This window comes from Cohaesibacter sp. CAU 1516 (genome assembly GCF_005771485.1).
Classification (GTDB): Bacteria; Pseudomonadota; Alphaproteobacteria; order Rhizobiales; family Cohaesibacteraceae; genus Cohaesibacter; species Cohaesibacter intestini.
The window spans coordinates 102938-128496 of record NZ_VANT01000006.1 but is presented as its reverse complement, the minus strand read 5'-3'; the positions used below and the strand labels follow the sequence as shown (position 1 = coordinate 128496).

Annotated in this window: 23 protein-coding genes; 16 read left to right on the top strand and 7 right to left on the bottom strand. The window is 54.3% G+C overall.

What is annotated here, in order from left to right; all coding sequences use genetic code 11:
- Window positions 1-160: 160 nt before the first annotated feature.
- The 3 genes from FDK21_RS15505 to FDK21_RS15495 all read right to left on the bottom strand — a co-directional run bounded on the left by FDK21_RS15505 (window position 161) and on the right by FDK21_RS15495 (window position 3955).
- Window positions 161-1174, bottom strand: a complete 1014-nt coding sequence (locus tag FDK21_RS15505; protein ID WP_246657596.1) for a tripartite tricarboxylate transporter substrate binding protein — start codon at window positions 1172-1174, stop codon at window positions 161-163.
- Between the two features lie 84 nt (window positions 1175-1258).
- Complete coding sequence (locus FDK21_RS15500) at window positions 1259-2227, bottom strand: sugar phosphate isomerase/epimerase family protein (protein WP_157967756.1); 969 nt, start codon at window positions 2225-2227, stop codon at window positions 1259-1261.
- 681 nt (window positions 2228-2908) lie between these two features.
- On the bottom strand, window positions 2909-3955 hold the full coding sequence (locus tag FDK21_RS15495) for a LacI family DNA-binding transcriptional regulator (protein WP_246657595.1): 1047 nt from the start codon (window positions 3953-3955) through the stop codon (window positions 2909-2911).
- Window positions 3956-4090: 135 nt separating this feature from the next.
- Here FDK21_RS15495 and FDK21_RS15490 point away from each other — a divergent pair, with 135 nt between their 5' ends.
- The 4 genes from FDK21_RS15490 to FDK21_RS15475 are packed head-to-tail and all read left to right on the top strand — an operon-like array spanning window position 4091 to window position 7475.
- Window positions 4091-5125 (top strand): TRAP transporter substrate-binding protein, encoded by a 1035-nt coding sequence (locus FDK21_RS15490; protein WP_198663017.1) that lies wholly within the window; start codon window positions 4091-4093, stop codon window positions 5123-5125.
- A gap of 40 nt (window positions 5126-5165) precedes the next feature.
- Complete coding sequence (locus FDK21_RS15485) at window positions 5166-5648, top strand: TRAP transporter small permease subunit (protein ID WP_210238805.1); 483 nt, start codon at window positions 5166-5168, stop codon at window positions 5646-5648.
- Entirely contained in the window at window positions 5645-6922 is a 1278-nt protein-coding gene (locus FDK21_RS15480) for a TRAP transporter large permease (protein ID WP_138149629.1), read from the top strand. The genes FDK21_RS15485 and FDK21_RS15480 overlap by 4 nt, the downstream gene beginning before the upstream one ends.
- A gap of 10 nt (window positions 6923-6932) precedes the next feature.
- The gene (locus FDK21_RS15475) at window positions 6933-7475 is read left to right on the top strand and encodes a VOC family protein (protein WP_114010988.1); all 543 of its coding nucleotides are present in this window, start codon (window positions 6933-6935) and stop codon (window positions 7473-7475) included.
- A 134-nt stretch (window positions 7476-7609) separates the two neighbouring features.
- On the opposite strand, the gene pdxA is transcribed toward FDK21_RS15475, so the two are convergent.
- Window positions 7610-8581 (bottom strand): 4-hydroxythreonine-4-phosphate dehydrogenase PdxA, encoded by a 972-nt coding sequence (gene pdxA / locus FDK21_RS15470; RefSeq protein WP_246657594.1) that lies wholly within the window; start codon window positions 8579-8581, stop codon window positions 7610-7612.
- 227 nt (window positions 8582-8808) lie between these two features.
- Here pdxA and FDK21_RS15465 point away from each other — a divergent pair, with 227 nt between their 5' ends.
- The 3 genes from FDK21_RS15465 to FDK21_RS15455 are packed head-to-tail and all read left to right on the top strand — an operon-like array spanning window position 8809 to window position 11836.
- Window positions 8809-10185 carry a four-carbon acid sugar kinase family protein gene (locus tag FDK21_RS15465; RefSeq protein WP_171022117.1) on the top strand — a complete coding sequence of 459 codons (1377 nt, stop codon included), beginning with the start codon at window positions 8809-8811 and terminating at the stop codon, window positions 10183-10185.
- Window positions 10182-10976: a DeoR/GlpR family DNA-binding transcription regulator gene (locus FDK21_RS15460; protein ID WP_138149625.1), complete on the top strand. Its 795-nt coding sequence runs from the start codon at window positions 10182-10184 to the stop codon at window positions 10974-10976. Before FDK21_RS15465 ends, FDK21_RS15460 begins: the two co-directional genes overlap by 4 nt.
- Before the next feature lie 14 nt (window positions 10977-10990).
- Window positions 10991-11836 carry a fructose-bisphosphate aldolase gene (locus FDK21_RS15455; RefSeq protein WP_138149623.1) on the top strand — a complete coding sequence of 282 codons (846 nt, stop codon included), beginning with the start codon at window positions 10991-10993 and terminating at the stop codon, window positions 11834-11836.
- Window positions 11837-11906: 70 nt separating this feature from the next.
- Here the strand turns inward: FDK21_RS15455 and FDK21_RS15450 are convergent, their stop codons facing one another.
- Window positions 11907-12632, bottom strand: a complete 726-nt coding sequence (locus FDK21_RS15450) for an SDR family NAD(P)-dependent oxidoreductase (RefSeq protein ID WP_114010984.1) — start codon at window positions 12630-12632, stop codon at window positions 11907-11909.
- 104 nt (window positions 12633-12736) lie between these two features.
- Between FDK21_RS15450 and FDK21_RS15445 the strand changes: the two genes are divergently transcribed.
- Window positions 12737-13651 carry a LysR family transcriptional regulator gene (locus tag FDK21_RS15445; protein WP_138149621.1) on the top strand — a complete coding sequence of 305 codons (915 nt, stop codon included), beginning with the start codon at window positions 12737-12739 and terminating at the stop codon, window positions 13649-13651.
- 171 nt (window positions 13652-13822) lie between these two features.
- On the opposite strand, the gene FDK21_RS15440 is transcribed toward FDK21_RS15445, so the two are convergent.
- Both FDK21_RS15440 and FDK21_RS15435 read right to left on the bottom strand, forming a co-directional pair.
- The gene (locus FDK21_RS15440) at window positions 13823-15517 is read right to left on the bottom strand and encodes a Na/Pi cotransporter family protein (RefSeq protein WP_138149619.1); all 1695 of its coding nucleotides are present in this window, start codon (window positions 15515-15517) and stop codon (window positions 13823-13825) included.
- Window positions 15518-15923: 406 nt separating this feature from the next.
- The gene (locus tag FDK21_RS15435; protein ID WP_245418524.1) at window positions 15924-16199 is read right to left on the bottom strand and encodes a metalloregulator ArsR/SmtB family transcription factor; all 276 of its coding nucleotides are present in this window, start codon (window positions 16197-16199) and stop codon (window positions 15924-15926) included.
- Window positions 16200-16510: 311 nt separating this feature from the next.
- On the opposite strand from FDK21_RS15435, the gene FDK21_RS15430 reads away from it, so the two are divergent.
- From FDK21_RS15430 to FDK21_RS15395, 8 genes are all read left to right on the top strand, one after another.
- Window positions 16511-17899, top strand: a complete 1389-nt coding sequence (locus tag FDK21_RS15430; RefSeq protein WP_114010980.1) for an extracellular solute-binding protein — start codon at window positions 16511-16513, stop codon at window positions 17897-17899.
- Window positions 17896-19800 (top strand): ATP-binding protein, encoded by a 1905-nt coding sequence (locus tag FDK21_RS15425; protein WP_171022116.1) that lies wholly within the window; start codon window positions 17896-17898, stop codon window positions 19798-19800. The genes FDK21_RS15430 and FDK21_RS15425 overlap by 4 nt, the downstream gene beginning before the upstream one ends.
- Window positions 19801-19816: 16 nt before the next feature.
- Window positions 19817-21166, top strand: coding sequence for a sigma-54 dependent transcriptional regulator (locus tag FDK21_RS15420; RefSeq protein ID WP_114010978.1), 1350 nt, complete (start codon window positions 19817-19819; stop codon window positions 21164-21166).
- 349 nt (window positions 21167-21515) lie between these two features.
- Window positions 21516-22463: a tripartite tricarboxylate transporter substrate binding protein gene (locus tag FDK21_RS15415; RefSeq protein ID WP_138149615.1), complete on the top strand. Its 948-nt coding sequence runs from the start codon at window positions 21516-21518 to the stop codon at window positions 22461-22463.
- Window positions 22463-22906, top strand: a complete 444-nt coding sequence (locus FDK21_RS15410) for a tripartite tricarboxylate transporter TctB family protein (RefSeq protein ID WP_138149613.1) — start codon at window positions 22463-22465, stop codon at window positions 22904-22906. Before FDK21_RS15415 ends, FDK21_RS15410 begins: the two co-directional genes overlap by 1 nt.
- A 15-nt stretch (window positions 22907-22921) precedes the next feature.
- The gene (locus FDK21_RS15405; protein WP_114010975.1) at window positions 22922-24430 is read left to right on the top strand and encodes a tripartite tricarboxylate transporter permease; all 1509 of its coding nucleotides are present in this window, start codon (window positions 22922-22924) and stop codon (window positions 24428-24430) included.
- A gap of 191 nt (window positions 24431-24621) precedes the next feature.
- Complete coding sequence (locus FDK21_RS15400) at window positions 24622-24831, top strand: hypothetical protein (RefSeq protein ID WP_114010974.1); 210 nt, start codon at window positions 24622-24624, stop codon at window positions 24829-24831.
- A 62-nt stretch (window positions 24832-24893) separates the two neighbouring features.
- On the top strand, window positions 24894-25559 hold the full coding sequence (locus FDK21_RS15395; RefSeq protein ID WP_114010973.1) for a DUF47 family protein: 666 nt from the start codon (window positions 24894-24896) through the stop codon (window positions 25557-25559).

The window sequence follows — 25559 nt, the reverse complement described above, 5'->3', positions numbered from 1 at the left end:
TCGTTCCCAATGCCAATAGCATGGCTGGCTGTGTGAGGCATGTGTGCCAGAGAAGGGTGCGGGTCTTAAGGTTGCTCTGTGCTTCTTCCTGTGAGGGAAAAAGGTCTGGCTTGAAAGTGGACAGAGGCGCTCGGCGCACCTCTGCCCTTCTTGGGGGGGACTATTCCGGTTTTGGAATGCCCAAGGTAGCGGGATCCACTTTTGCTGCTCCGAGTTCCCAGAGGGTCCAGGAGAAAAGGGATTCAAGGCGTGTCATTTTCTTGTTGGCTTCAGCGCCAAAGGCACCAACCAGTTCATAGTGGTTTTCAGCTGCAAATTTTTTGACTTCATCGCTGCCAATGGCCGAAATGAAGGCCTTGGCAATGGTTTTCTTCACGTCTGTTGGCACTTCCTTGCGCACGGCAAAGCCGATGGCCTGAGAGATTGGCAGATGCTTCTTCAGGGACGGATAGGCTTCCAGAGCGGACGGAATGACCATGTCACCCAGCGCGTAGGGTTTTTCCGTGAGGGTCCCCAGAGGGCGGAAGTCTCCGGACTGGATCAGCTGGTTCTGCTCGGCAACGGTGGTGATGACCACATCGATTTCACCGCTCAGGGCCGCATTCTGACTGGCAGAGGATCCAGGATAAGGGATGAAGTTCATTTCCCCTTCGATGCCTTTTTCAAAGGCCAGCACGTTGATGTGGTGCAGGGAGCCTGCGCCACCGGCACCGACGCGGACCTTGCCCGGATTTTCCTTGATGAAGGCAACGAGTTCATCAAGGCTCTTCCAAGGGGTGTTTTTGCCAACGGAGACAATGTCGGGGGAGCTTGTCGCGATGAAGAAATCGAACACGTCGACGCGCTTGTCCCAGCCGCCCATGACTGCGGCCGTCGTATTGGATTCGGAAAGACCGATCAGGGTGTAGCCATCGGGTTTGGCTGCAAAGCCTTCCAAGAGGCCGACAGACCCGGACACCCCGCCGGTTTTGTTGACGACGTTGATGTTGGTGCCGATATATTTCGACATGGCGGCAGTGATGACGCGGTTGGTCACATCGGTGCCCCCGCCTGCCGACCAAGTTACCACATCGGTGATGTTGCGGCTTGGGAAATTCTCTGCGGCAAGCGCAGAGCCTGCTGCCCACGTCGCGGCTGCGATGACTAGTCCGGTAAATAGGGTCTTAGATTTCACTGTATCCTCCCTGGTTGACAGTGTTGGATTGACTTTAGACTTCTCTGTTTCCTTCCCGCCTTTACATGGCGCAAAGTGAAGGGTTCAAAGTTTGAGGAAACCACTTTCCAGCTCGGCCCAGACGTCCATATATTCCTTCTTCTTCAAAAGCTCTTCGAAGGTGGACATGCCGATGGCATCAATGCGAGCGGAGATCTTGTTGGTGATGCGGACATTGGCTGCGAACATCTTGGCGATGTCGACGCGGGTCGGGGACGCGTCCGAGGTCAGCCAGTCCTGATATTTGTATTTCTTGAGATAATAGACGAACTCGATGTAGCTCATCAGGTTGCGACTGCCGCAGAAGAAGTCCCAGTCCCATTTGCCATCATTGTCGTTGATATGCACGTAGGTCGGGATGCTCTCCGCATGGAGCAGGGCCAGTTCTTCGGCCGGGTTATTGTCGCCATAAAGCGAATGGCCATAATCCATCGTCACGCCGATCGATTGGACACCCATCCGCTTGATCAGAACAATGGTCTTGGCAGCATTTTCGAGATAGCAGCGTCCGCGCACTTCATTGGGCTTGTATTCAATGAAAAGCGGAATGTGCGGCTTGTAGCTGCCTGCTTCGGCAAAGGTGTCGAGCAGGTGGTTCCAGATCTCTCCATAGTCGGCCTGAAAATGAAACTCATAGCCATCGCTCAAGGGGCAACAGGTGACCTTGTCAGCGCCCAGTGCTTCGGCAAAATCCTTTGCTTCCTTGATGAACTGCACGGCGCGAGCCCGAATGGCGGCATCGGGGGAGGTGAGGCCGCCCGATTTGAACTCTTCTTCCGCTTTCACATTGACGTTGATTGCAGCGAGCTTGACGTCATATTTTTTCAGCAGCGCGGAAACCTCGTCGATGGTTTCAAAGTTCACTTCATAAGGATAGATGAGCTCAGCGCCGGTCATCCCGTCAATTTGCCGCAACAGCTTGAATTTCTCTTCAAGGGTGAGCGGAGAATTATAGTCGGCAAACCGGTCTTTGGTTTGCCCGAGGAAGGGGGTAATCACCGCATGTTTGAACATGTCTGAGTCCTTTGCTACGCACAGTCTTGGGCGCCGGTGAGCGAGAAAAGCCCTCAAGATGGAACCATCAGAGGATGATCTACGCGTCGGTGCGTTCATTGAGAGAAGCAAAGAGGAATGCAGACAAAGTTATACCGTTTGCACGCCAGCCATTCAGCCGGGCACATGGTCAATCCTCCCAGATCTCCCTGAAATGATGTGAAGGGTCTGCATCTGCGGTCCAGTCGATGCCGCACTGTTTCATATCGCTTTCCAAGGCGATCGGTGCGGGTTCGCAGATGGAGAAACCATCATTTGTTGTCATGATTGTGAGATTGATGGCAGAGAATTTCAAACAAATTCATTTCTCAAAATCATGAAATGAATTCATCTAAATTGTTAGAATTGCAGCTAGGAAAGATTTCCAGATAGGCGTGAAAGTGACTGGCCATCAAATGGATCTGTTTTTAGTTGATTGAAATATATATATAAATTGTTGGGACAAGAAAAAACAGTCTTCTAATTGGCGTGCCGAGAGGCGTGCTTGGTGAGCGTATGCTCCACTTCAGTTTATCTGCAAATTAAGCCAGTCTAACGAGATGATTAAGATTTAGTGCTGAATTTTTCATGCAAAAACTGCGCAATGCATCTGTCAGTTGCGCGATGGGGGTGCAAAACCTGCCCCTGCCATCGCTCGCAGGTCTAGGGACAGTTCATCGGCATCAGATTTTCCCTCAGAAAAATATCCATCTTCACGGCGTGACGCGTCTGGCTGTCTTTAGTGTCGGTGACAAGTTGCAAGGCGGTTTCAAATATGGAGACGGGATCGGAATCAATCACCGCATCCATTGTTCCGTCAACCAGCATCCGGCGGGTGTCTTTGGTCAGGCCATGCCCAATGAAGACGAGATCGTCTCTTTGCTTCTCGGCAATGGCGCGGGCAATGCCGTCGGACGATCCTCCGACATTGTAAATCCCAACCAAATCTGGCGTGTTGTCGATCATGGAAACCGAGTGGTGATAGTTTTCCGCGGCATTGTCGTGGCCTTCTCGCATGCCGATTACCGTCAGGCCCGGGAACATCTCTTCCATCAGGGCATGAAACCCGGCGACACGCTCGGAATGGGCCCGATAGTTTCGGCTGCCCGCCAGCATGGCGACGCTGCCCACTTCGGTCCGGCAGAACCGACCCATCAACAAACCGGCAGTCCGTCCGGCCATCTGGTTTTCCAGCCCGACATAGGCACTGCGCGCGGGGTGCGGTACATCCGAGATGATGGTGACGATTCGTGTGCCTTTCGAGGTGATGTCTTCAATCGCTGCCCGCACTGTGGGGTGATCGATCGCCATGAAGATGATGCCGTCTGCCCATGCGGCGTGATGACGCAATGCGGCGGCCAGTGCGTTGGCATCAAAGCTCTCGATGAAGAAGCAACGCAGCGATACAGTGTCCTGATTTGGCTTGGCGGCGCGCTCGTGTACTTTTTCGCCAAGCAACCGCAAATAGGGATTTGTGCCAGCGGGAAGAAGCACCGCGACATTCATCGGTCTGGTGCCGGACAGAGAGGTGAACTCGTCTTTCGTAATGAAACCAAGCTCAAGGGCGACATCCAAAACCCGCTGTAGCGTCCGGGGCTTAACGCCTTTGCGTCGATTGAGAGCCCTGTCGACGGTTGCGAGGGAGACCTGAGCCCGCTCGGCCACTTCAGCCATGCCGACGAACTTTTTCTTGTTTGATCCTTCAGGCACATCAAAACCCATCATTAAATGAAGTTTGACTTGAAGTTGACCAACTCTCACACTCAACGTCAAGCCAATTGTTTGAAAGCTTTACAGTTGGTATGAGGGAAAGAAGTACCTCAAAAGGCATCATGGGAGGTGATCATGACTTACAGAAATTCGAAGAAACGTCCGAATGGTTGGACACGGCGGATGGCGCTGACTTTGGGTGTCGCTGCCGGGATCATGGCAATGGCTCCGATTGGCGCGGATGCGCAATCGCTGACCTTGCGCTATGGCCACAATAACGAGCCAGCCTCTGTCGCTGGGGCGCAGGCTGATTGGTTCGCCGAAGCCCTTCAGAAAGCATCTGGCGGTGACATCGCGGTTCAGGTCTTCCCGGCCTCGCAGTTGGGCAAATTGCAGGAACTGGCTGAAGCGGTTTCCATCGGCACCATTGCATTTTCGCATAACACGGCAGGCGGCATCGGCTCGCTCTATGAACCCTTTGCTGCGCTCGACACGCCTTATCTTTATCGGGACATCGATCACTTGATGAAAGTGACGGATGTGGATTCTCCTGTCATGCAGGAGTTGAACAAGGGGCTGATCGAAGCCGCCAACGTTCGGGTGATCTATGCGCACTATTTCGGGCGCAGAAATCTGACCGCCAACCTGCCTGTGAAGTCACCTGCGGATCTTGCCGGGGTGAAGGTGCGCGCTGTGCCATTCCCGATCTATACCACCGCCGTTGAAGGCATGGGGGCTGTTGCCATTCCTGTCGATTGGTCTGAAGTGCCGACAGCTCTGGCAACCGGTGTTGCGCAGGGACAGGAAAACCCGGTCAATGTTGTGCTGTCCGTCAAGCTGTATGATGTGCAGAGCCATTTGATGCTGACGGGCCACATGTCCAACGCCGAAGTCGTGGTCATGAACGAAGATGCCTGGCAGAGCCTGAGCGATGAGCAGAAGGCTGCTGTGAAGCAGGCCGCTGAAGAAACTCGTCAGAAGGCTACCAAGGCCATTCAGGACAAGGAAGAGGAAGAAACCCAAGCCCTGCGTGATCTGGGTATGACTGTCATCGGTCCTGATGAAGGGCTCGACCTTGAAGCCTTCCGGTCTTCGGTTCAGAAGCTTGTGCAAGAGCGCTTTGGCGAGAAGTATGGCGATCTGTACAAGAAAATCGCAGCGGTCAAATAACGCCATGCTTGCGAATGTCACAACAAAGGGCCGTGTCTTCATGACACGGCTCAATCAGACAGGCCTTTGGGCAGGTGTGGGGCTTTTGGCGCTTCTTGCCAGTCTGATTGTCATTCAGGTCGTTGCCAGGAACTTTTTTGACAAAGGGCTTCCCTGGGCCGATGAACTGGCACGTTTTTGCAGCTTCTCTCTGGTTTTCCTCTGCGTTCCGCTTCTTGCGCTGCGGCGTTCGATGGTGTCGGTTACCCTGTTGCAGGAAATGGTTGGCGAGCGGGTCAAGCGCTTGCTGCACCTGTTGAGCGAGCTGGCATTGCTGGCCTTTGCGGGCTTCATGCTGTGGGGCTTCGCGGCCTATCTGCCTCGTGCGGGCAAGTTTCTGACCCCGGCGATGGGGATGCCCAACTGGTGGTTTTACAGCCTTGCTCTTGTCGGCACGATCATGTTGGCCCTGACTGTCATTCTGCTGATTGTTGAAACCCTGTCGGGCACGGCGCCCATGCCACCAGAAGAGACTGAATTATGAGCCTTACGCTTCTTCTCCTCTTTCTTGGCTTGCTGATCGTTGGCGCCCCGGTTGCGGCGGCGCTTGGTTTGTCAGCCGCCTTGATGGTGTATCTCAATAACCTTCCGATCAGCGTTCTGGCGCAACGCGCCGTCAATTCGCTTGACAGCTCTCCTCTGCTGGCTGTCCCCTTGTTCATTCTGGCGGCGAACCTGCTGAACAGCATGGGGGTGACGGCCCATCTGTTTGATCTCGTTCGCATGATCCTTGGCCGGATCCGCGGGGCGATTGCTCAGGTTGGAGTGCTTGTTTCCCTCGTCTTTTCCGGCATTTCCGGTGCGGCTCTGGCTGATATCGGCGCGATTGGTGCCATCCAGATTGGCCAGATGAAGGCGCAGGGCTACCGTGAGGACTTTGCGGCTGGATTGACGATTGCCGCAGCGACGATCGGCCCGATCTTTCCGCCTTCAATCCCGATCATCATCTATGCCAGCGTTGCCAACGTTTCGGCGGTCAAGCTGCTGCTTGCGGGCATCGTGCCAGCCTTGCTGCTAACGGCGCTGCTGATGGTCCAGATCGGCATCATGGCGCGGATTTATAATTTGCCGCGCGACACGGTCAAACCAACCAAAAAAGCGGTTGCGTCGAAGTTCGTCTTTTCCTTCCCGGCCTTGCTTGCGCCCGTGTTGCTGGTTGGCGGACTGCTCAGTGGCTATTTCGGTCCCACAGAAGTGGCCGGGATCACGGTCGCCTATGCGGTTGTGATCGGCATTTTCATCTATCGCACCCTGACGTGGAAAAAGATGCTCGACTGTCTGCGTGAAACGGTGGAGGCCACGGCCAATATTCTAATGATTGTTGCGGCCGCAGCCTTGTTCGCCTGGGTTCTTACCCTTGATCAGGTTCCCATGAAGGCTTCTGCTCTGCTGCTGGGCATCACGGACAATCCGTTCCTGTTGTTGTTGCTGGTCAATATTCTTCTGCTGGTCGTTGGCATGATCCTTGAGTCCATCGCTGCCATTTTGATCATTGCGCCAATCATTGCGCCTGCTCTGGTTTCGGCCGGTGTCGACCCGCTGCAACTGGGTATCGTTTTCGTTCTCAATCTGATGATCGGTCTGCTGACACCACCGGTGGGCATGAGCCTTTATATGGTGGCGATCATCACCAAAATGCCGGTCGCCAATGTCATCCGAGGTGTGATGCCATTCTTCCTGCCGCTGTTGATGTCGTTGATTTTGGTATCCGCAATCCCAGAGCTGTCTAACTGGCTCCCAAGTGTAATGATTAAGTAAGGAGGGTCGCATGACTAAGCATATTGGACCAATTCGTCAGCTCGGATTCGTCGTCGACGATATCGAGGCCGAAATGGAATATTGGTCAAGTGTCATGGGTGTCGGGCCGTGGTTCTATAATCCTCGCGTGCCGATTGAGGACTATCAGTTCGACGGTGAGCATCACGAGGTCCACAATTCCGTCGCCTTGGCCAATGATGGCTATATTCAGGTGGAACTGATCCAGACGCGTAACGATGCACCGTCGATGTATCGTGACTTCAAGGAACGGCAACTGCGCGGGCTTCAGCATGTTGCCTACTGGACGCAGAATTTCGATGAAGATCTTCAGGGTATGCTGGATGCGGGTTTCACCGTGAAGATGAGCGGCAAAGTAGGCGCCGATGGCCGGTTCGTCTATTTTGAGCAGGAAAGTCATCCCGGAACGGTGATCGAGCTGTCCGAGGTTCTTGGTCCCAAGGGTCGCATGTTCGACCTGATCCGGGAAACCAGTGAAGGGTGGGATGGCAAGACAGATCCTGTCCGGCCATTTCCTGATCTGACGCAAATCTAATGTAACATTTTTTATGTTATAAATTGCCTGATAATTGATAAATTATACGGTCCCCACACAAGAAAACCCGCTGAGAACAGTTTCAGCGGGTTTTCTTGTGGCGTTGTTTTTTGAAGATGTGTGGGCCTATGGGGCTATTTCAGAGGTTTCATCCGGCGGGCCATGGTGATGGCAGCCTGCATGTTTTCCGGGTTTGCAATCCCTTGCCACGCGATGTCGAATGCCGTTCCATGATCCACCGAGGTGCGGAGGATGGGGAGGCCGGCGGTGATGTTGACGCATTCATGGCCGCCAATCAGCTTGGCGGGAATGTGGCCTTGATCGTGATATTGGGCGACGACAATGTCGTATTTGCCGGCAATTGCCTGCTCGAAAACCAGGTCGCCGGGAATGGGGCCGATCGCCTCGATGCCTTCTGCGCGCGCGGCGGCAACGGCCGGGACAACATAGTCGTCATCCTCTGACCCATAGTGGCCATTTTCACCGCAATGGGGGTTGAGGCCGGCAATGGCAACGCGCGGGGTGGCGATCCCTGTTGTCTTCACATGCTCGTTGGCCACGCGGATCGTCTCCAGCACCGTTTCTTTTGTGCAGTATTTGGCTGCATCTGCCAAAGAAACATGGGTGGAAACATGAATGACGGAAAGCTTGGGTCCTGCGAGAACGGCGAAGTTCTTTTTAACGCCGGTGAACAACTTCAGCAGACCGGCGTGGCCGCTGAGATTGTATCCGGCTTCACGTAAGGCGGTTTTGTGCAGGGATGCGGTGCAAACGACATCGATCTCTCCGGCGAGGGCCAGCTCCACGGCTTTCTTCACGCACCGGCAGGCAGCTTCGCCCGCATCTGGCTGAATTTCACCGGGGCGGATCTGTGCGGCGTTGGGGGCATCGACCTGCAAAAATGGCACATCGCCATCTGCTGGTTTTTCTTCGCAAGAGAACTGAAAGTCACTTTTGATCAGATCTCTTGCGCGGTCCATGAAAAGCCGGTCGCCGATGACCAGCACGCCAGAGCGCTCCTCTGGGGTCATTGCGCTTAGTGCTTTGCAGATGACTTCGGGGCCTATGCCTGACGGATCGCCCATTGTGATTCCGATTCTATTCATAGCGACCAACTCCTTTGTGTCTTGCTGCCATGATGCGTCCTTTTGTGTGGTGCAATCGGCCTTTGCAGGACTGCGCCAATATGCCATGGCAGACGGTTTGCATTTGTATCACAAATTTAGTTACAATAAAACGGAATGATGTTGTAAAAATGGTCTCATATGCTACATTTTCCGGCAACTGGACCAATCCAATCACGTCTCAATATGTCGGGAGGCTCCAAACCATCATGACCAAAAAGCCTGACGCTCAGTCCGAGTTGCTGCTGTCCTTCTATGGTGACGATTTTACAGGCTCTACAGATGCGCTGGAGTCGGTGACAATGGCCGGGATTCCGTCCATGTTGTTTCTTGAGCCGCCCGAAAAAGAGGATCTGGCGGCCCATCCGCACTTGCGCGCGGTCGGCGTGGCCGGAACCAGTCGGAGCCGCAGTCCCGAATGGATGGATACTGACTTGGCCCCCATTCTTGAAAAGCTGAAGGCGCTCGGAGCGCCCCTCTGTCACTACAAGACATGCTCCACCTTCGATTCTTCACCAAGGATCGGCAGCATAGGCAAGGCGATCGAGATCGGGCAGGACATTTTTGGGACCTGTGTTCCTGTGGTTGTCGGGGTGACGCGTCTGCGCCGCTATGTGGTTTTTTCCACCCTGTTTGCCGCAGCAAGTGTCGCGGGCGAGAGCGAAGCTTTTCGGATCGACCGCCATCCGACCATGAGCAAGCATCCTGCCACGCCCATGGATGAAGCGGACTTGCGTTTGCATCTGGCACGACAGACGCAGCGCAAGATCGGGTCTTTCGATTTCAGACGCATGCTGAAGACCGATGCTGCACACGACTTTGCCTTGGAATGCGCACAGAATGATCTGGTTATTCTGGATACGTTCGATGAGGCCACCACTTACAAGACCGGGCAGTTGCTGTTTGACCATTGTCGAGACCATCCGGCCTTTGTTGTTGGCTCGTCCGGTGTGGAATATGCGCTGGCCGACTATCTTACAGACACAGGACGCCTGCCCATCGCACCACCGCCCGCTCCATGCGGTGCGGTTGATCGCCTGATTGCGATTTGTGGCAGTTGTTCGCCAACAACGGATCGGCAGATCACATGGGCTGAAGCCCATGGATTTCATGTCGAGGCGGTCGACACCGTTGCTCTCATCGAACAGGGCGCACAAGCCGAGCAAGCGCTGGTGCAAAGGCTGGTGGCGCTCACTTCAGACCGTCCGGGCGTTGTTCTTCACACCGCCAGAGGGCCCAAGGATCCAAAGATTGCTGAGACATTGGCGGCGCTGGATCGCCATGGACTGCAAGGGGCTGACAGCTCCGCCATTCTGGGTGGCAGTCTTGGGCGTGTCCTGCATGCGGTGGTGAAGCAAACCAACCTGAAGCGTACGGTTCTGGCAGGCGGCGACAGTTCAAGTCATGCGATGAGCGCGATGCATGTGAAGGCTCTGGAGGTTGCGGGGCCGCTGGTCGTCGGTGCTCCTTTGTGCCGCATCCACTCAGAGGATGAGGCAATCAACAATCTGCAGGTGGCCTTGAAAGGCGGGCAGGTCGGCGGGGATGACTTTTTCGGGCGGGCGATGAATGGTGACGCATCATGACGATGGCTCCTTCGAAGCAGGATGATGCCCGGTTAAAAGGTGAGGCGCGGCGCCAAAAGATCTTGTCGATGGTGCAGGCGCAAAAATCCGTCTCCCTCACTCAACTGACCACCGAGCTGAATGTCAGCCGCATGACCATCCACCGGGATCTGGATGTGCTGGAAAGTCGGGGCCTTCTGCGCAAACAACGCGGTGGGGTGACTGCGGAAAGCTCGTTGCTGTTTGAAAGCAATTTTCATTATCGGCGCCAAACGGATGAAGGCGCAAAGCGGGAGCTGGCACGCGCTGCCGTGGCGTTGATCGAGCCGGGCAATGTCATCATGCTGGATGAAAGCACAACGACGCTGATGATGTGTAACTATCTTGAGGCAATCGAGAATGTCACCGTTATTTCCAACTCACTGGCCGTGTGTGATCGCCTGCGGGATGTTGCCAATGTCCATCTGGTCATCACGGGCGGTGACTATAATGATACCCACCAGAGTTTTTCGGGTCTTGTCTGTGAGAATGTGATCGGCCAATTGCGTTCTGACTGGGCCTTTCTGTCCGCAGCGTCCGTGATTGGTGAATGTCTGTTCCATCAGGATCAGGACATCTTGCGCGTCAAGCGTGCTTTCATGCAGGCATCGGAGCGCACAGCTCTGCTGCTGACGGCTGGCAAGTTCAGGACGCGGGCGCTCAACCAGTTTGCCGAATTGTCTGAGTTCGATCACATCCTGATTAGCAAGACACTTGATGAGACGATCGCCAGTCAGCTTCATCAAACGGCGCTCTCTTTCAAACTCATATAGCAAGGATGAAGATGATGCTTCAGACCCTAGGCCAACAAATTCGCCTGTCCCGAATCCTGAACCCTGCAACCCGACGTGGTTTTTGCATTGCATTTGACCATGCCTTGCAATTGGGCACCTGTCCGGGCATGGAGCATCCAGAGCAGATGCTGGACAATATGAACGAGGCCGGAGTGGATGCGGTCATTCTGCCGCTTGGATCCGCTCTGCATTATGGGCCAAGGCTGGTGCAGAATGGCGGCCCCGCGCTGATCCTGCGGCTTGATCAGACCACCATGTGGAGAGAAGGCACGGCCCTTAGCTACGAAGATGGACATTCAAGGTTGGTTGCTTGCGTCGAGGATGCGGTTGCCCTCGGGGCAGAGGCCGTGATCACCTACATGTTTGTCGGGCACAATGATCCGGCTGTCGAAACGGCAAGCTTTCGTGCCAATGCAGACGTCAATCAGGCAGCACGCCGTCTTGGCATTGTTCATATTATCGAGACGATGGGCGCACGCCATGCTTTGGCACCTGATATCCATGATGGTGACTTTGTCAGCTTTCACGCCCGCATCGGCATGGAAATGGGGGCCGATATCATCAAGACGGACTGGCCCGGGAGCGCCGATGCCCTCAAACGCATCACCAAACAATTGCCGGTGCCCATCATGCTGGCCGGGGGGCCAAAAACAAACAGCGATTTCGGTACGCTGGAAATGGTCTCGACAATTATCGGCGCGGGGGCTGCGGGCATCCTGTTTGGCCGTTCGGTCTTCCAGTCCGATGATCCTCTGGCCCTCATGAAGGCCTGTCGCGCTGTTATTCACGACAGCAAAACGGCCCAGGACGCTGCCGACCTCGTCGGTATGCGACCGTGACGATCGCCACCAGATGAGCAATCGGGCAGGGGAGAAACAACCCTGCCCTTTTTTTTGGGGGGGGTGCGGGTCACATCATTTGTGCAAAGGAAGCCTCGACGGCTTTTTGATCCTGACGCCAGGCCTCGTAGACCCCCGCAGCCATGGCTGGATAGACATCCTCATCACCTGCAATGACCGCCTTTAATACATCGCGGGCGACATCATGGGCGCTGTCCTTTGGTCCATCAACGCCAGCCAGCATGTCCGTATCGATCCCGGCGGGGAAGGCGTTCAAAATCGCAATGCCCTTGGGTGCCAGATAGGCCCGCAGGGACATGGTCATGGACCAGGCTGCGGCCTTTGATGCGTTGTAGCCTGAAAATCCCGGAGCGCTGAGGAAGGAAAGCAGCGACAGCATATTGACGATGGTGCCGCCTCCATTGGCAGCCAGCACAGGCGTGAAACGTCGGGTCATGTTGTGCAGGCCTTCGAGATTGACAGCCATGTCACGGTCCAGTCCGTCCTTTGTGATGTCAAGGGCACCGCCGAAGGTCAGGGATCCGGCATTGTTGATGAGCAGGGTGACGTCTTGGGCCTGTTGCGCCGCTTTCTCAATCAGTTCGCTGTTTGTCACGTCCAGCTTGATGGGCACCACCTTGTCTGGATTGATGGCAATCACGTCTGCGAGGCTGTCGACGTTGCGGGCGCCAGCATAGACTTTTGCTGCCCCGCCAAGGATCAGTTGTGCAACATATTCCTTGCCAACCCCGCGATTGGCCCCCGTCACGAAAGCAATTGAGTTCTGAATTTCCATTTTGAAATCTCCGATTGGTTTGCGTTGGTGATGCAAGAGATATCCGTGCGGGTTCATCCGAGAAATAGATTGATTGTCATTGTAGTCGTGCGTATTCTGCACGAATGGATCTATCAGCCTTAAAAATCGTGACACTCGTGGCTCGGCATGGAAGCTTTGCGGCAGCGGCCAGAGTGCTTGATGTTGATCCGTCTTCGGTTTCGCGGACCGTGGCCAACGTCGAGGCCGGACTGGGGCTGCGGCTGTTCCAGCGGTCAACGCGGATCTTGTCGACCACAGAGGAAGGGGCCAACTATATCGCGCGGATTGTCCCGTTGCTGGAAGAGTTTGACCGGGCACAGGAGGAGGCTCGCAATGTGGTCAAGGGACCTCGGGGGATCCTGAAAATGACCACGTCTGTCTCCTTTGCTCATGTCTGCGTGGTTCCCTATCTCAAGGCATTCACGCAACGATATCCCGATATCGCTTTGGAGCTTTTGCCGATAGACGCCAATATTGATCTGGTCGCCAACAATATCGATCTGGCAATCCGTCTTGCCCCTGCGCCGGCAGGCGATCTGATCAGCACGCGATTGATGAAGACGCGCTATATTGTCTGCGCTTCGCCTGATTATGTTGCCAACCATCCTGCGGTCGAGCGGCCTGAAGACCTTCGCGATCATGCCTGTCTCTGTTTTGCGCTGCCAGACTATCGCACGAAATGGCGATTTCGGCAGACGGGGATGGAGATTGTCGAGGTGCCGATTTCTGGTCCTATCGTGATATCCAACGCCCTGTCCTTGCGCCATGCGGTGCTGGATGATCTTGGACCGGCTCTTCTGCCCGACTGGCTGGTCGGGCCTGATATTGCGACAGGCAGGCTGGTCAATCTGCTGCCCGATTGTGAATGCGCGGCGACCGAATTTGACACCGCCGCCTGGGCGCTCTATCCGTCCCGGTCCTATCTGCCAAACAAGGTCCGTGTCATGATCGACTTTCTGCGGGAAAGGCTGACCGGGGTTGAAGCGAGCAGCCGCTAAGAACGGCTCGGATTGCCGGGAATAGCCTGGGGCTTCTGGGCAGGGGTAGGGAAGCAAAGTTACCAGCCGAAGAGTGCCGCGAAAAAACACTCTTCGACCGATTTGAGCTGACCGGAGGGCGCGACGCTCCTGTGCTCCGTCCTGCTGGACCGCACAGACGCGTTGCGGTGCTTAAGAACTTTCTCCAGTCATGTGGCGCGTATTGTCGTGCAGATTTTCGATCAGGCGCGTCTCGAGCAATTGTCCTTTTTGATAAAGGATCGGATAGGCGATGCTGGCAATCTGGCTGTTGAAGTCCTGCAGGGCGCGCAGGGTCTCCAGATGGATGTCGCTGCTTTCAAACGACAAGGCTTTGCCGTTGGAAAGACGTTTGAGGTGGGAGCGACGGCTCAGGCGTTCGTAGCGCGTCACATCGCCCTTTTCGGCCACCAGCAGGCGGGCGCTTTCCAAATCACTGGAAATCAGCACGTTGGATGCCAAGGACATATTGGCCAAGGCTTTTTCATGCAGATACACCAGTTCGGAGCGCCCTTCTTTTGAAAAGCGGAGGTTTGACTGGTTCTTTTCCTGAGCAAGCGGGAGCAGCCGTCGTGCCACAATGTCACCGGCTGACTTGAGGGCAATCGCGTAATCCATCAGATCATGCAGTTGTTTGCGTTGTTTCTTCACCAGGTCCTTTTGCGGGATCGCTGCAATGAAGGCTCGTACATCAGACAGACTGGTATTCACATTCTGGTCGAGCTCGATCACCATCTTTATCCTTGTTGCATCTCCCGTGTCATAAATGTCCATGATCGGTCGGAACATGCGATCAATCTGATCCGACATCCGCAACAATTCACGCTTCAGGTTGGCAACGGCGGAGTTTGGCGTGCCGATCTTGCTTTGGTCCAGAGCGGAGTGAACCGCTTCGAGTTTGTAGCCTTCTTCAGGCGCGTTGCGTTGAGGCATCACGAGGATGATGAACGATTCCATATACCGGCAGAAGGGCAGCATGAGCAGAAGCAAGCCATTGAAGATCAAGTGATTGGTAATCAGCGCCTGACCGGGATTCTGTTTGGGCAACATGTCTGTTATGGGCAGATTGTTGACCAAGAGAACGGCAATCAAAGCCCAGCTTCCGCGCACGACAAGATTGGCGAGCATGATTCTGCGTCCGGAGATGCCCATGCCTCGGCTCAACCACAAGGGAATGAACGCGCTGCCCAGATTGGCCCCAATGACAAGCGAGATCCCTGCATCCAGTGGCAGCGCTCCAATGCTGACCAAGGTGACGCACATCAGGATCGTCGCGACACTGGAATGCATGACGAATGCGAGGGCCGCACCAACGAGAAAGGCCGTCAGATAATCTTCAGACAAATACTGAGCGATGGCTGGCAGAAAATCGCTATCCCGAATGGGGGTCATGGCATCCCGAAGCAGTTGCAGAGACAGCAGAATGAAGGCGATGCCCATCAGGATGCGGCCGATCTGGCGCGGGCGGAGGGATTCAACCTTGACGAACAGCCAGCCGCCGGTTGCCAGCAGCAGGGGAATGAGCCAATCCAGTTTGAAACTCAACAACTGAATCACCAGCGCTGAGCCGAAATCTGCCCCCAGAACGACCGCCAGCCCAGCGCCAAACCCAATCAGATTGCTGGCGGCAAAACCGGCAACAAGAAGCGCAACTGCCGCCGAGCTTTGCAGAACAACCGCCAGTCCGAAGCCTGCCGCGCTCGAGTTGAATGGATTTTGGTGCTTGGTTAGCAGGTGCTGAAAGGACGCTCCATATGTGCGTTCGATGCCGGTGCGCACCATTCTGACTGCGAAGAGTAGCAGCATGGTTGCTCCGATGAGATTGAGAAGAAACATCACCGTAGGCATGAAGATTCCTTTCTTGCCGACAAGCAACGGATATACCGGCCGGCAATTGTTTGGTTGCAGTTCGCAAGATGGTTCGGCTGTGCCATGAGAACTGGAAATCGGGCCATCGCCTGTTTGGATGAACCTGATATCGGGCCGAGCTGTAATCGACTGATTACTATCAATTTGAATGTGACCCTTGGCGAATCACATTGCTTCACAATTTGCTCAAACAAGCGCTTGTTTTAATGGCGACAAGTCGAACGTGTCGTGACACTGAGTTTGCCTCAGTTTTGTCTTTGGCCGAAGTGTTACGGCTGGAAAGTGGTCACCGAATGGCAATGGAAACAAAAAAAGCCACATGGTGAACCTGACCGGGGCACCATTGGCTGGTTTTGAGCGGGTTTGCAATGCGGATTGCTTGCTACTACTCTTTGCCACCCGAATGGTTTTCTGACAGGGCGAGGACCGCTTTCAGGAAGGTAACTTCCTTTTTGCCCAATGCGCTCGATATGCGGAATCGAACAGACTGACCATCCCGTTCATCTTGAACGAGGCCCGCAAGCTTGAGTTTCTTGAGATGACGGGACATGTTGGATTGCGGAATATCCAGTTTATCCATCAACTCAAACAGGCGATGCTCACCACCATCGGCAAGTAGCCGCATCACATCCCTGCGCACGCGCTTGCTAAGGGCTGACATAACTTTATCAACATTGGACATATTGCGGCTCGCCGTTATATGTTGGGTGTAACATATGCTTGTTTTTGCAAATGCTCAAGTGGAAATATGTTCGTTTGTGCATATGTCGCAAATTGCATAGTGATTTTTTGTCAGTGTGCTAGTCTATCCGTGAATGCCTAAGCATTCAAACTAGGCGAAATGACTGGATTGAAGACCTATATCATTCCAGTTGTTGCCTAGAGGAAAGTACGGAGCTTTCTGTGGAAAAGCGCTCGACTGGACGTGTATCGCACGATTTTTCGGTTCTGGGCACACTTTCAAGGAACAAAATGGACTCTCGAAACCTCATCAAGACCTGGTTGTACATGGTTTGCCTAACAGCTGCTGTGTTTTTGGTTGCTTCGGCGCAGGCGCGCGCTCAGTCGAACGTAGACAGAACAGATGACAGATTGGTGATAGTCACCTCATTTCCACCGGCACTTTTCGATCGATTTCGCACAGAGTTCGAAAAATTGTATCCGGAACTGGAAATTTTCATTCGCAGCAAGAAAACGTCGGCGGCCATTTCTTTCATCAAGGAACGTCCGACAGAGCCTGCTGATGTGTTTTGGGCCTCGTCACCGGACGCGTTTGAATTTCTCAAAAAGTCCGGTCATTTGTTGCAGGCATTCGAACGTACGGACAGTTCGGTGCCGCGCATCGGGTCCTATCCGCTGGACGATCCCGACGGATATTACAGGGGGTGCGCAATTTCCGGGTACGGGATCGTGTGGAACAACGATTATCTCACCAAACGCAACCTGCCTGTACCAACCAAGTGGGAGGACTTGACCAACCCAACCTACAAACGTCATATCGGCATGTCTGCGCCTTCACGGTCTGGCACCACCCATTTGATCGTCGAGAGCATATTGCAAAGTCAGGGATGGGAGAAAGGATGGCGATTGCTCTCGGAAATCGGCGGCAATCTGGCGACGATCACGGCGCGCAGTTTTGGTGTCATCGATGGTGTGCGGGCGGGGCGGTTTGGCATTGGCATCTCCATCGACTTTCTGGGTCAATCTGCAAAGGCACAAGGGGCGCCCATGGACTTTCTCTACCCGAAGGGGACGGTTTTCCTGCCAGCAAATATCGGGCTGGTTTCCCGCACGAGCAATCGTGATGCTGCGATGGCCTTTATCGATTTTGTCTTGTCCACGGAAGGTCAAACACTCCTGTTTGAACCCACGATCCGTCGGTTGCCTGTTTCCCGATCAGTTTATGCTCAGGCCCCGATGGGTTACCCAAATCCATTCAGTGATGAACTGGCACGCAAGAGCATCCAGTTCGACACGAACCTGTCGCAACAACGCTATCACATGGTGAATTCCCTGTTTGACGTCATGCTCACCTACCGGCAGGCAGCGGTAAGGCGCACATGGGATGCGGTTCATAAGGCCGAAAGACTGCTTGAAAAACGGGACCTGCCGGATCTGGTCGCGCGCATTCGTGAGGCGCGCCGATTGATGAGCGCGGTTCCGGTAAGCGGTGCTCAAGCCGTGGATACTGAGTTTGTCTCTCATTTCGCCCGCAACAAACCGGGTATATCAATGCCCGAAGCTCAGGTCCGTCTCGAAGCAGAATGGGTCCGATTTGCGCGGGCGCATCAGGATCAGGCCCTGTTCATTGCCAGAGACGTTTTGACCAAACTCGAAGTTGCGGATATCGAACAGCCATGAGAGACAAGTTGCGCGTTGGCATCCGTGGGCGATTGTTTTCGGCATTCGGAGTCGTCACCTTCGCCATGATCGCTTCTTCAGCCATGGCCTGGGTTTTGTTTACCCGGCTTGGCGACACCGTTGATGAGGTGGTTGGACGCAATGTGTCGGCGGTGACCTTCGCCGCACAGCTGGCGGAATATGGCGGCGGGATCATCGGCTTGGCGCCCGCCTTGGCCGCCGCACAGGATAATGTGGATCGCGAGCGGGTCTGGACCGATTTGTCCGAGCGACTGCACAATATGGGACAGCTTCTGGACAGCAATTCCGAGGATTCCGACATCGGAGCCGTGGTCGAGGACTTTCGAAACGATGTGAATGCGTTGCAGGGGAACCTGCAGACTCTCAACACGGTTGTTTCAAGGCGGCTGTTTCGCAGCTCCCAGAAACGCGAACTGGGCGAGCGTCTGCGCTGGGCTTCGTCAGACTTCCTGAATGAAGTCGAGCCGATGATCGATGATACACGTTTCAATATCAGTCTGGCGCTGAGCCGCGATGGCGAGAACAAAGCCTACCTCAAGGAGGAACTGGTCCGGGAGAGAGCTTTGTTCATGATTCATGCCGATGGCAGCCTGATGGCAGAACTGATCGGTCGGGCCGCCAACATCCCAGATGAGGATACCCTGCGCGGGACCGAGTTGTATTTCCAAGAGATCAGCGATCAAATCAACAAGAACTATCTGACGATCAAAGCTGTGCCGGGGGCATTGTCCCTGCTTCAGTCCATTCAGGATATTCAGGCATTTGCCAAGGGTCAGTCGAGTTTGTTTGAACTGCGCGCCAGCGAATTGGACGATGTCAATAAAGAGCAGGCCCTGCTGGCAAAGAACCAGACCTTGTTGAGCCATATGGATCAATTGATTTCGAAACAGGTCGCCGCCGAAACTTCCGACGCTCTGCGGGCTGTGGAGCGCTCTCGTTTGTCGATCAACAAAGGGCGAGCATGGCTGACTTTGGCTGTCTTTATCGGCGTTGTCGTTGCTGTTCCTGTGGTGTGGCTCTATGTCGATCATGGGTTGGTTGGACGCTTGAGGACGCTCGATACCAGCATGCGTGTCATTGCTGATGGAGATCTCAAGGCAGAGGTTCCGGTCAGGGGCCGTGACGAGATCGGCGATATGGCGACCTCTCTTCGCACATTCCGCGATACGTTGAGCGAAACGCAGGCGGAACTCGTTCAGGCCGCCAAAATGGCCGCGCTTGGGCAATTGACGGCCGGCATTTCCCACGAAATCAACCAGCCATTGTCCGCGATCCGCCATTATTCCCGCAATACCGGGTTATTGATCGACAAGGGGCGGGATGCCGAGGCAAAGGACAATCTGCAAAAGATCACCAAGCTAGTGGCCAGAGCCAATCGGATCACCGAGAGCTTGCGGGCCGTCTCCCGCAATGCCAAGCATGACTTGCGCCCCACCGATATGGTTGTGGTGGTCGATGAAGTGTTGGCGCTCTTGGCGCGCCGTTTGGGCGAAAATGATATCCAAACCGAGGTGCAGATTGACGAGGCGTGTCGCCAAGTCATCGCGGGTCAGGTGCGCTTGGAGCAGGTTATTCTCAATCTGGTGACGAATGCGATCGACGCCATGAAAGACGCACCGGTGCGCCGTCTGACCATTACCGCAGAGCATGGCGGGGAATGGGCCGACCTGTTCATCCGGGATACAGGCTGCGGAATTCCTGATACCATCATCAAGCGGATCTTTGATCCCTTCTTCACTACCAAGGATGTCGGGGAAGGGCTTGGATTGGGATTGTCGATTTCGTACAATCTTGTCAAGGGATTCGGAGGCAGCATGCGGGCTGAAAGTGTGATAGGTGAGGGCTCCGTGATCAACATAAAACTGAAGCGTGTGTCGTGATTGCAAGAAGGATATCATGAATATCAATCGTGTCATGTTGGTCGATGATGAGGAAGAGGTTCGTCTCTCCGTCGCGCAAACGCTGGAACTGGCCGGGTTCGACGTTGAAACCTATTCTCATGCCGAAGACGCTTTGCGCAATCTTGCGCCACACTGGCCGGGCATTGTCATCACCGACTTGAAGATGCCGCGCGTGGATGGCCATGAGTTCCTCAAGCGCATCATGGCGATTGACAGTGACTTGCCTGTCATCATTCTCACGGCCCATGGCGATATCCCGATTGCTGTGCAGACCATTCGCGACGGCGCTTATGATTTCATGGAAAAATCCGCCGAGCCTGACTATTTGATCTCCATTATTTATCGGGCGCTCGAGAAGCGCAGTCTGGTGCTGGAAAATCGGGGGTTGCGCCGGGAGCTTGGAACAGCCCGAGAGCTGGAAGGTCGGCTGATCGGCAAATCCGCTGCCATGGAAAAACTGCGCAATCTGGTGATGACACTGGCTGATACGGATGTTGATGTCCTGTTGCTTGGGGAGACAGGAACAGGCAAGGAAGTCACGGCGCGTTGTCTGCATGATTTCGGGCGGCGCGGAAAACACCCTTTCATCGCGCTCAATTGCGGTGCTCTGGCGGAAAGCGTGATTGAAAGCGAGCTGTTCGGCCACGAGGAAGGCGCTTTCACCGGCGCGAGCAAGCGTCGCATCGGAAAGATTGAATTTGCTGAGGGTGGGACGCTTTTTCTGGATGAAATCGAGAGCATGCCCGCCAATATGCAGGTTCGTCTGTTGCGGATATTGCAGGAAAGAGCCCTGGAGCGCGTGGGAGGCAATGAAAGCGTGAATGTCAACATTCGGGTGATTGCCGCTTCCAAAATCGATCTGCGTGAAGCGGTTGCCACAGGCTCGTTCCGGGAGGATTTGCAGTACCGGCTGCAAGTGGCACAGGTGATGCTGGCGCCTTTGCGGGGGCGGGTTGAGGATGTGCCTTTGCTGTTCCGCAATTTCGTCGATGCGGCGGCGGTCCGATATCGTCGTCCAATTCCTGATATCGACACCGCAACATTGCAAGAGCTGATGCAGCGTCCATGGCCTGGAAATGTGCGCGAGCTGCGCAATGTGGCCGAGCGGTTTGTGCTGGGCTTGAATGAGCCGGATGACATCGCCGGTGAAGGATTCGCAGAGGATGCAGGGGCGTCGAGTTCGCTGAGTGAACAGATGGCCTGTTTCGAGCGGGCAACCATCGCCAAGGCGCTGGAATGCCACAACGGGCAGATTGGCGTTACTGCCGATGCACTCGGTCTTCCCCGCAAGACCCTGTATCTGCGGATGCAGAAATATGATCTGAATCGCGAAGACTTCATGTGACAAAATTGACCGATAGCCCTTTTGGTTTTGGGTCGTTTTTGACATAAGATGCGAAGTTCAGCAACAAGTCCCTTATGTATTTATTTCTATAATTCAATGCTTTGACTCTTTTTTGAGTTCTTGGCACGACGCTTGCTACCTCTATTGACGCCACGTTGGGAGGCTTGCGCACCCAACGCGTGAGGGAGGATTTTCTGCGCCAACTGCTCGACAAGTCAGACCCACCACACCCCAGACCGGCAAACCTGTTGCGAGGGAGGCGGTGTTTGGCGTCGAAACAACCAGATCCGACGCAAAAAACTCACAGTGGCACCAAGGCAAATTTTGCAGACTAAATAGGGAGTATCACATGTTAGCAAAAACACTTTTGGCAAGCGCAGTCATTGCGCTTGGGTTGCCGTCGCTCGCCATTGCGGATGATTATCCAAGCAAACCAATCTCCATCGTCGTGCCTTCAAAGGCTGGCGGTTCCACTGACAGCACCGCACGGATGTTTGCTGAGCTGGCGGAAAAGAACAATCCCGGATTCGAATTCGTCATCAAGAATGTTCCCGGTTCCGGTGGCCAAAAGGGTTTTGAGCAGATCGCTCGTGCCGAAGCGGACGGCTACACCATTGGCCTGAACTTCACGCCACAGCTGGTTGCTCACATTGTTTCCAAACGGGCAAAATACACGCTTGATAGCTTCAAAGTGATGGGCAACGTTGCTCAGGATCCGGCTATTGTCGTGGTTCCGAACGGTAGCCCAATCAAGTCTATGGATGATCTGGCCAAATTGGCCAAGGAAAAAGCCCTGACCGTTGCTGTCAACGGCATCGGCTCCGACGATTTCCTTGCTGCCAAAGCGTTTGAAGAAGCCGCTGGTGTTTCCTTCAATCTGCTGCCAACCAAAGGCTCGACCGAGCAGAAAGCCGGCGTTTTGGGTGGCCATGTGGATGCCGCCTTTATGAACCTGTCGCAGATGATCAAACAGCATGCTGCTGGTGATGCGCTCATCATTGCTTTGTTGACCGAAGAGCGTGACCCGCATCTTAAAGAAGTTGCGACCGCTCTTGAGCAGGGATACGACGTCAAGATGCGCGCAACCCGCGGTTTCGTGGCACCTGCCGGTATCGATCCTGCTATTCAGGGCAAGCTCGACAGCATTCTGAAAGAGGTTACCGAGAGCGACGCGTTCAAAGCCAAAGCTGCGAAGAGCAACATTTTCTTGCTGCTGCAAAATGGCGATGACTATCACGCATATCTGAAAGATCTGCAGACCAAAACGCAAAGCGTCTATGACAAAGCGCCTTGGTAATGACTAGAAAACTCGTAGATCGATCAGTTCTCATACTGATGATCGTGGGTGCTGTGCTGTTGTTTAACAGCACAGCTTCCTACACCGGTATCGCCGTGTCGACGTCGGCTAAGTATGTCCAGTTCCTGGCAGTTTCCATTGGCCTACTCTGCACTGTTCAACTCGGCTTCAGTATTTCTCGTGACAAGGGACAAGAGCGGCTCGTTCTGACGGATCACTTTCCACGTTTCCTCAGCCTGATTGTCGGACTGATCCTGTTTGCGATCACCTTCGAGCATGTCGGCTTCTTCGTCGCTGCGGGTGTTTTCATACCGATCATTTCCGTTGCCCTTGGATATCGGCGCTACGTGACGATAGGCCTGACAACGTTGGGGGTCCTGTTGTTCGTGTATCTGGTGTTTATCCAGCTTCTGGCCGTGAACTTGCCAACCGGCGGCAGTTAAGAATCGGGAATCGCAATGCTTGAATATATCTCTATTGTTTTATCGTTCGAATCGCTGCTGACGATCTTCATCGGTACCGTGGCTGGTGTCGCCATTGGTGGGATGCCCGGTTTGACTGCAACCATGGCGGTCGGCCTTCTGGTGCCGTTTACCTATACCATGGACCCGACACCGGGATTGATGTTGCTTGGCGGTATTTATTGCGGGGCCATGTATGGTGGTTCGATCCCTGCAATTCTGCTGAACACGCCCGGTACACCTGCGGCGGTCGCCACAGCGATTGAAGGCTATCGCATGAGCCGCAAGGGCCGGGCTGGCGTGGCGCTCAAGACTTCGGTCGTGGCCTCCTTCTGCGGCGGGACCTTTTCCGCGTTCGTGCTGCTGCTGTTCGCCCCCTTCCTTGCCATGCAGGCACTGAAATTCGGACCTGCCGAAACCTTTTTGCTGGCGCTGATGGGTTTGGCGGGCATCGTTTCGATTGCTGATGAGAATTCCTCGTTGATCAAGGCGCTGATCGCCGGATTGATCGGGATGATCATCGCAATTATCGGTACAGACGATATGTCGGGTAGCCTTCGCTACACGATGGGGATGATTGAGCTGGTCGATGGTATCGACTTCATGCCTGCCCTGATCGGTCTGTTTTCGATGATCCAGATGCTGGAACTGGCTGGCATGCACAAGCAAACGATCGACACGTCGATCCTGGAAAAGGCCAGCAAGAAAGAGCCATTGCCAAAAGGCATCAGCAAATTCATCGCTCTGGGATCCGGAACGGGCACAGTGATCGGCATTCTGCCGGGCGAGGGCGCAACGATTGCAGCCTTCATTTCCTACAATTTCTCCAAACGCATCTCCAAGGTCAAAGAGATGTTCGGCAAGGGCAATCCAGAGGGCATCGCTGCCGCCGAGGCAGGCAATAACGGGTGTGTTGGCGGCTCTCTGGTGCCCACCCTGACGCTTGGTATTCCGGGTAACTCGGTGGCTGCCGCTTTGATGGGGGCCTTCATCATTCACGGGATGATCCCCGGGCCGGAACTGTTCACTGAATATGCGGATAGAACCTATCCGTTCATCATTTCCCTGTTCGTTGCGAATGGTGTGTTCTTGATGGTCGGGATCATGTTTGCCCCGTATCTCGCCCGTGTTGCGCTTGTGCCACCTGCCCTGATGGTGCCTGTGGTCAGTGCTTTCGCTGTACTTGGCTCTTATGCATTGAACAATTCGGTGTTCGATATCTATCTGATGATTGCCTTTGCAGTGGGTGGTCTGGTGTTGAGAAAAGTGGGCTATTCTCTGGAAGCGCTGATCTTGGGGCTTATCCTTGGTCCAATCGCCGAAGGCGGATTCTCGCAAGGCATGATCATCGGTCATGGATCGCCTTGGGTCTTCTTTGAAAGCAACATTGCCAAGCTCATGTGGGTGATCATCCTCCTCCTTCTGCTGCCGCCGCTTTACAGCTACTTCAAGACGATCCGGCATCACCATAACAAGAGCGTATCAGACAGCGAAAACGCTGGATGATGCCTTAAGCGATCTTTCTACCTCCCTGGAGGGCCGGTGCATGACACTGGTCTTCTGGGAGGCGGTCGGTCCCGACCAAGACAGCCTGCACTGCAGGTCTGCCACCCTGTCAACCTTGTTCCGCACTCCGTTCCAGATGCCATCTGGATGGTGTCCGCTCGGTGTGCGCTCTGACTATGAGGCGTGAGAAAATGGGAAAGAACAAACGCAAGCAAAATGATCGCGACGTGATTGAACAGATTGCTTCAATCAAGAAGCAACTCAAGGCGATCAAACACCTGACGGATGATGCCGACAACTGTTCTTCGGTCATATGCAAGGAGGCTCGCACTGGTGCGAAACGGCTTCTGATGACATTGAAAGTCGCGAAAAAGGACTTCGTCAAGAAGGATTCCGAGTGATGATTTCTTCCCTTTCGGGGGGACTTCATCAAACGACCCGTGGCTAGCGTAGGAATAGATGGATGGTATTTGCGAACAGGAATTTTACCGTTTTTAAGAAAGCGTCGCGGCTGGAAGCGCAGGTGGATGAGTTCCTTGATTTGATTTCGGAAGCCGGCTTGCTTTTCCGTCAGTGTATTGAGTTGTATCTCTCGCAGGGAGAAAGCGAAGAGTTCACCACGAAGTTTCAGCAGATTGATGAACTGGAAACGCGCTGCGATGTCTTGCGTCGCGTGATCGAAGCCGAGCTTTTCGAGCGTACGCTGATCCCTGATTTGCGTGCCGATGTGCTCGCGCTGATGGAGGGCATCGATGATGCGATGAATCTCTATGAGGACAATGCCAGACGCTTTGCGGACGAGATTCCCAATATTCCAGAGGAATATCATAAAGACTTCAGGGAATTGACGGAAACAGTTGTCGAATCCATGGAGTCGACAATTCTGGCCTCGAGGGCCTTCTTCCGCAACATCGAGGAGGTGCGTGACCACCTTCACAAAGTGGGCTTCTTTGAGACGGAAGCAGACCATATCAGCGCCAGAACCATTCGGAAGGTGTTTCGCTCCGACCTGACGTTGGAGCAGAAGATACACATTCGCTACTTCATCAGCAAAATCGACGATATCGCCGATCGCGCTGAAGATTTGGGTGATAATTTGGCGATTTGCACAATCAAGCGCCGTATCTAG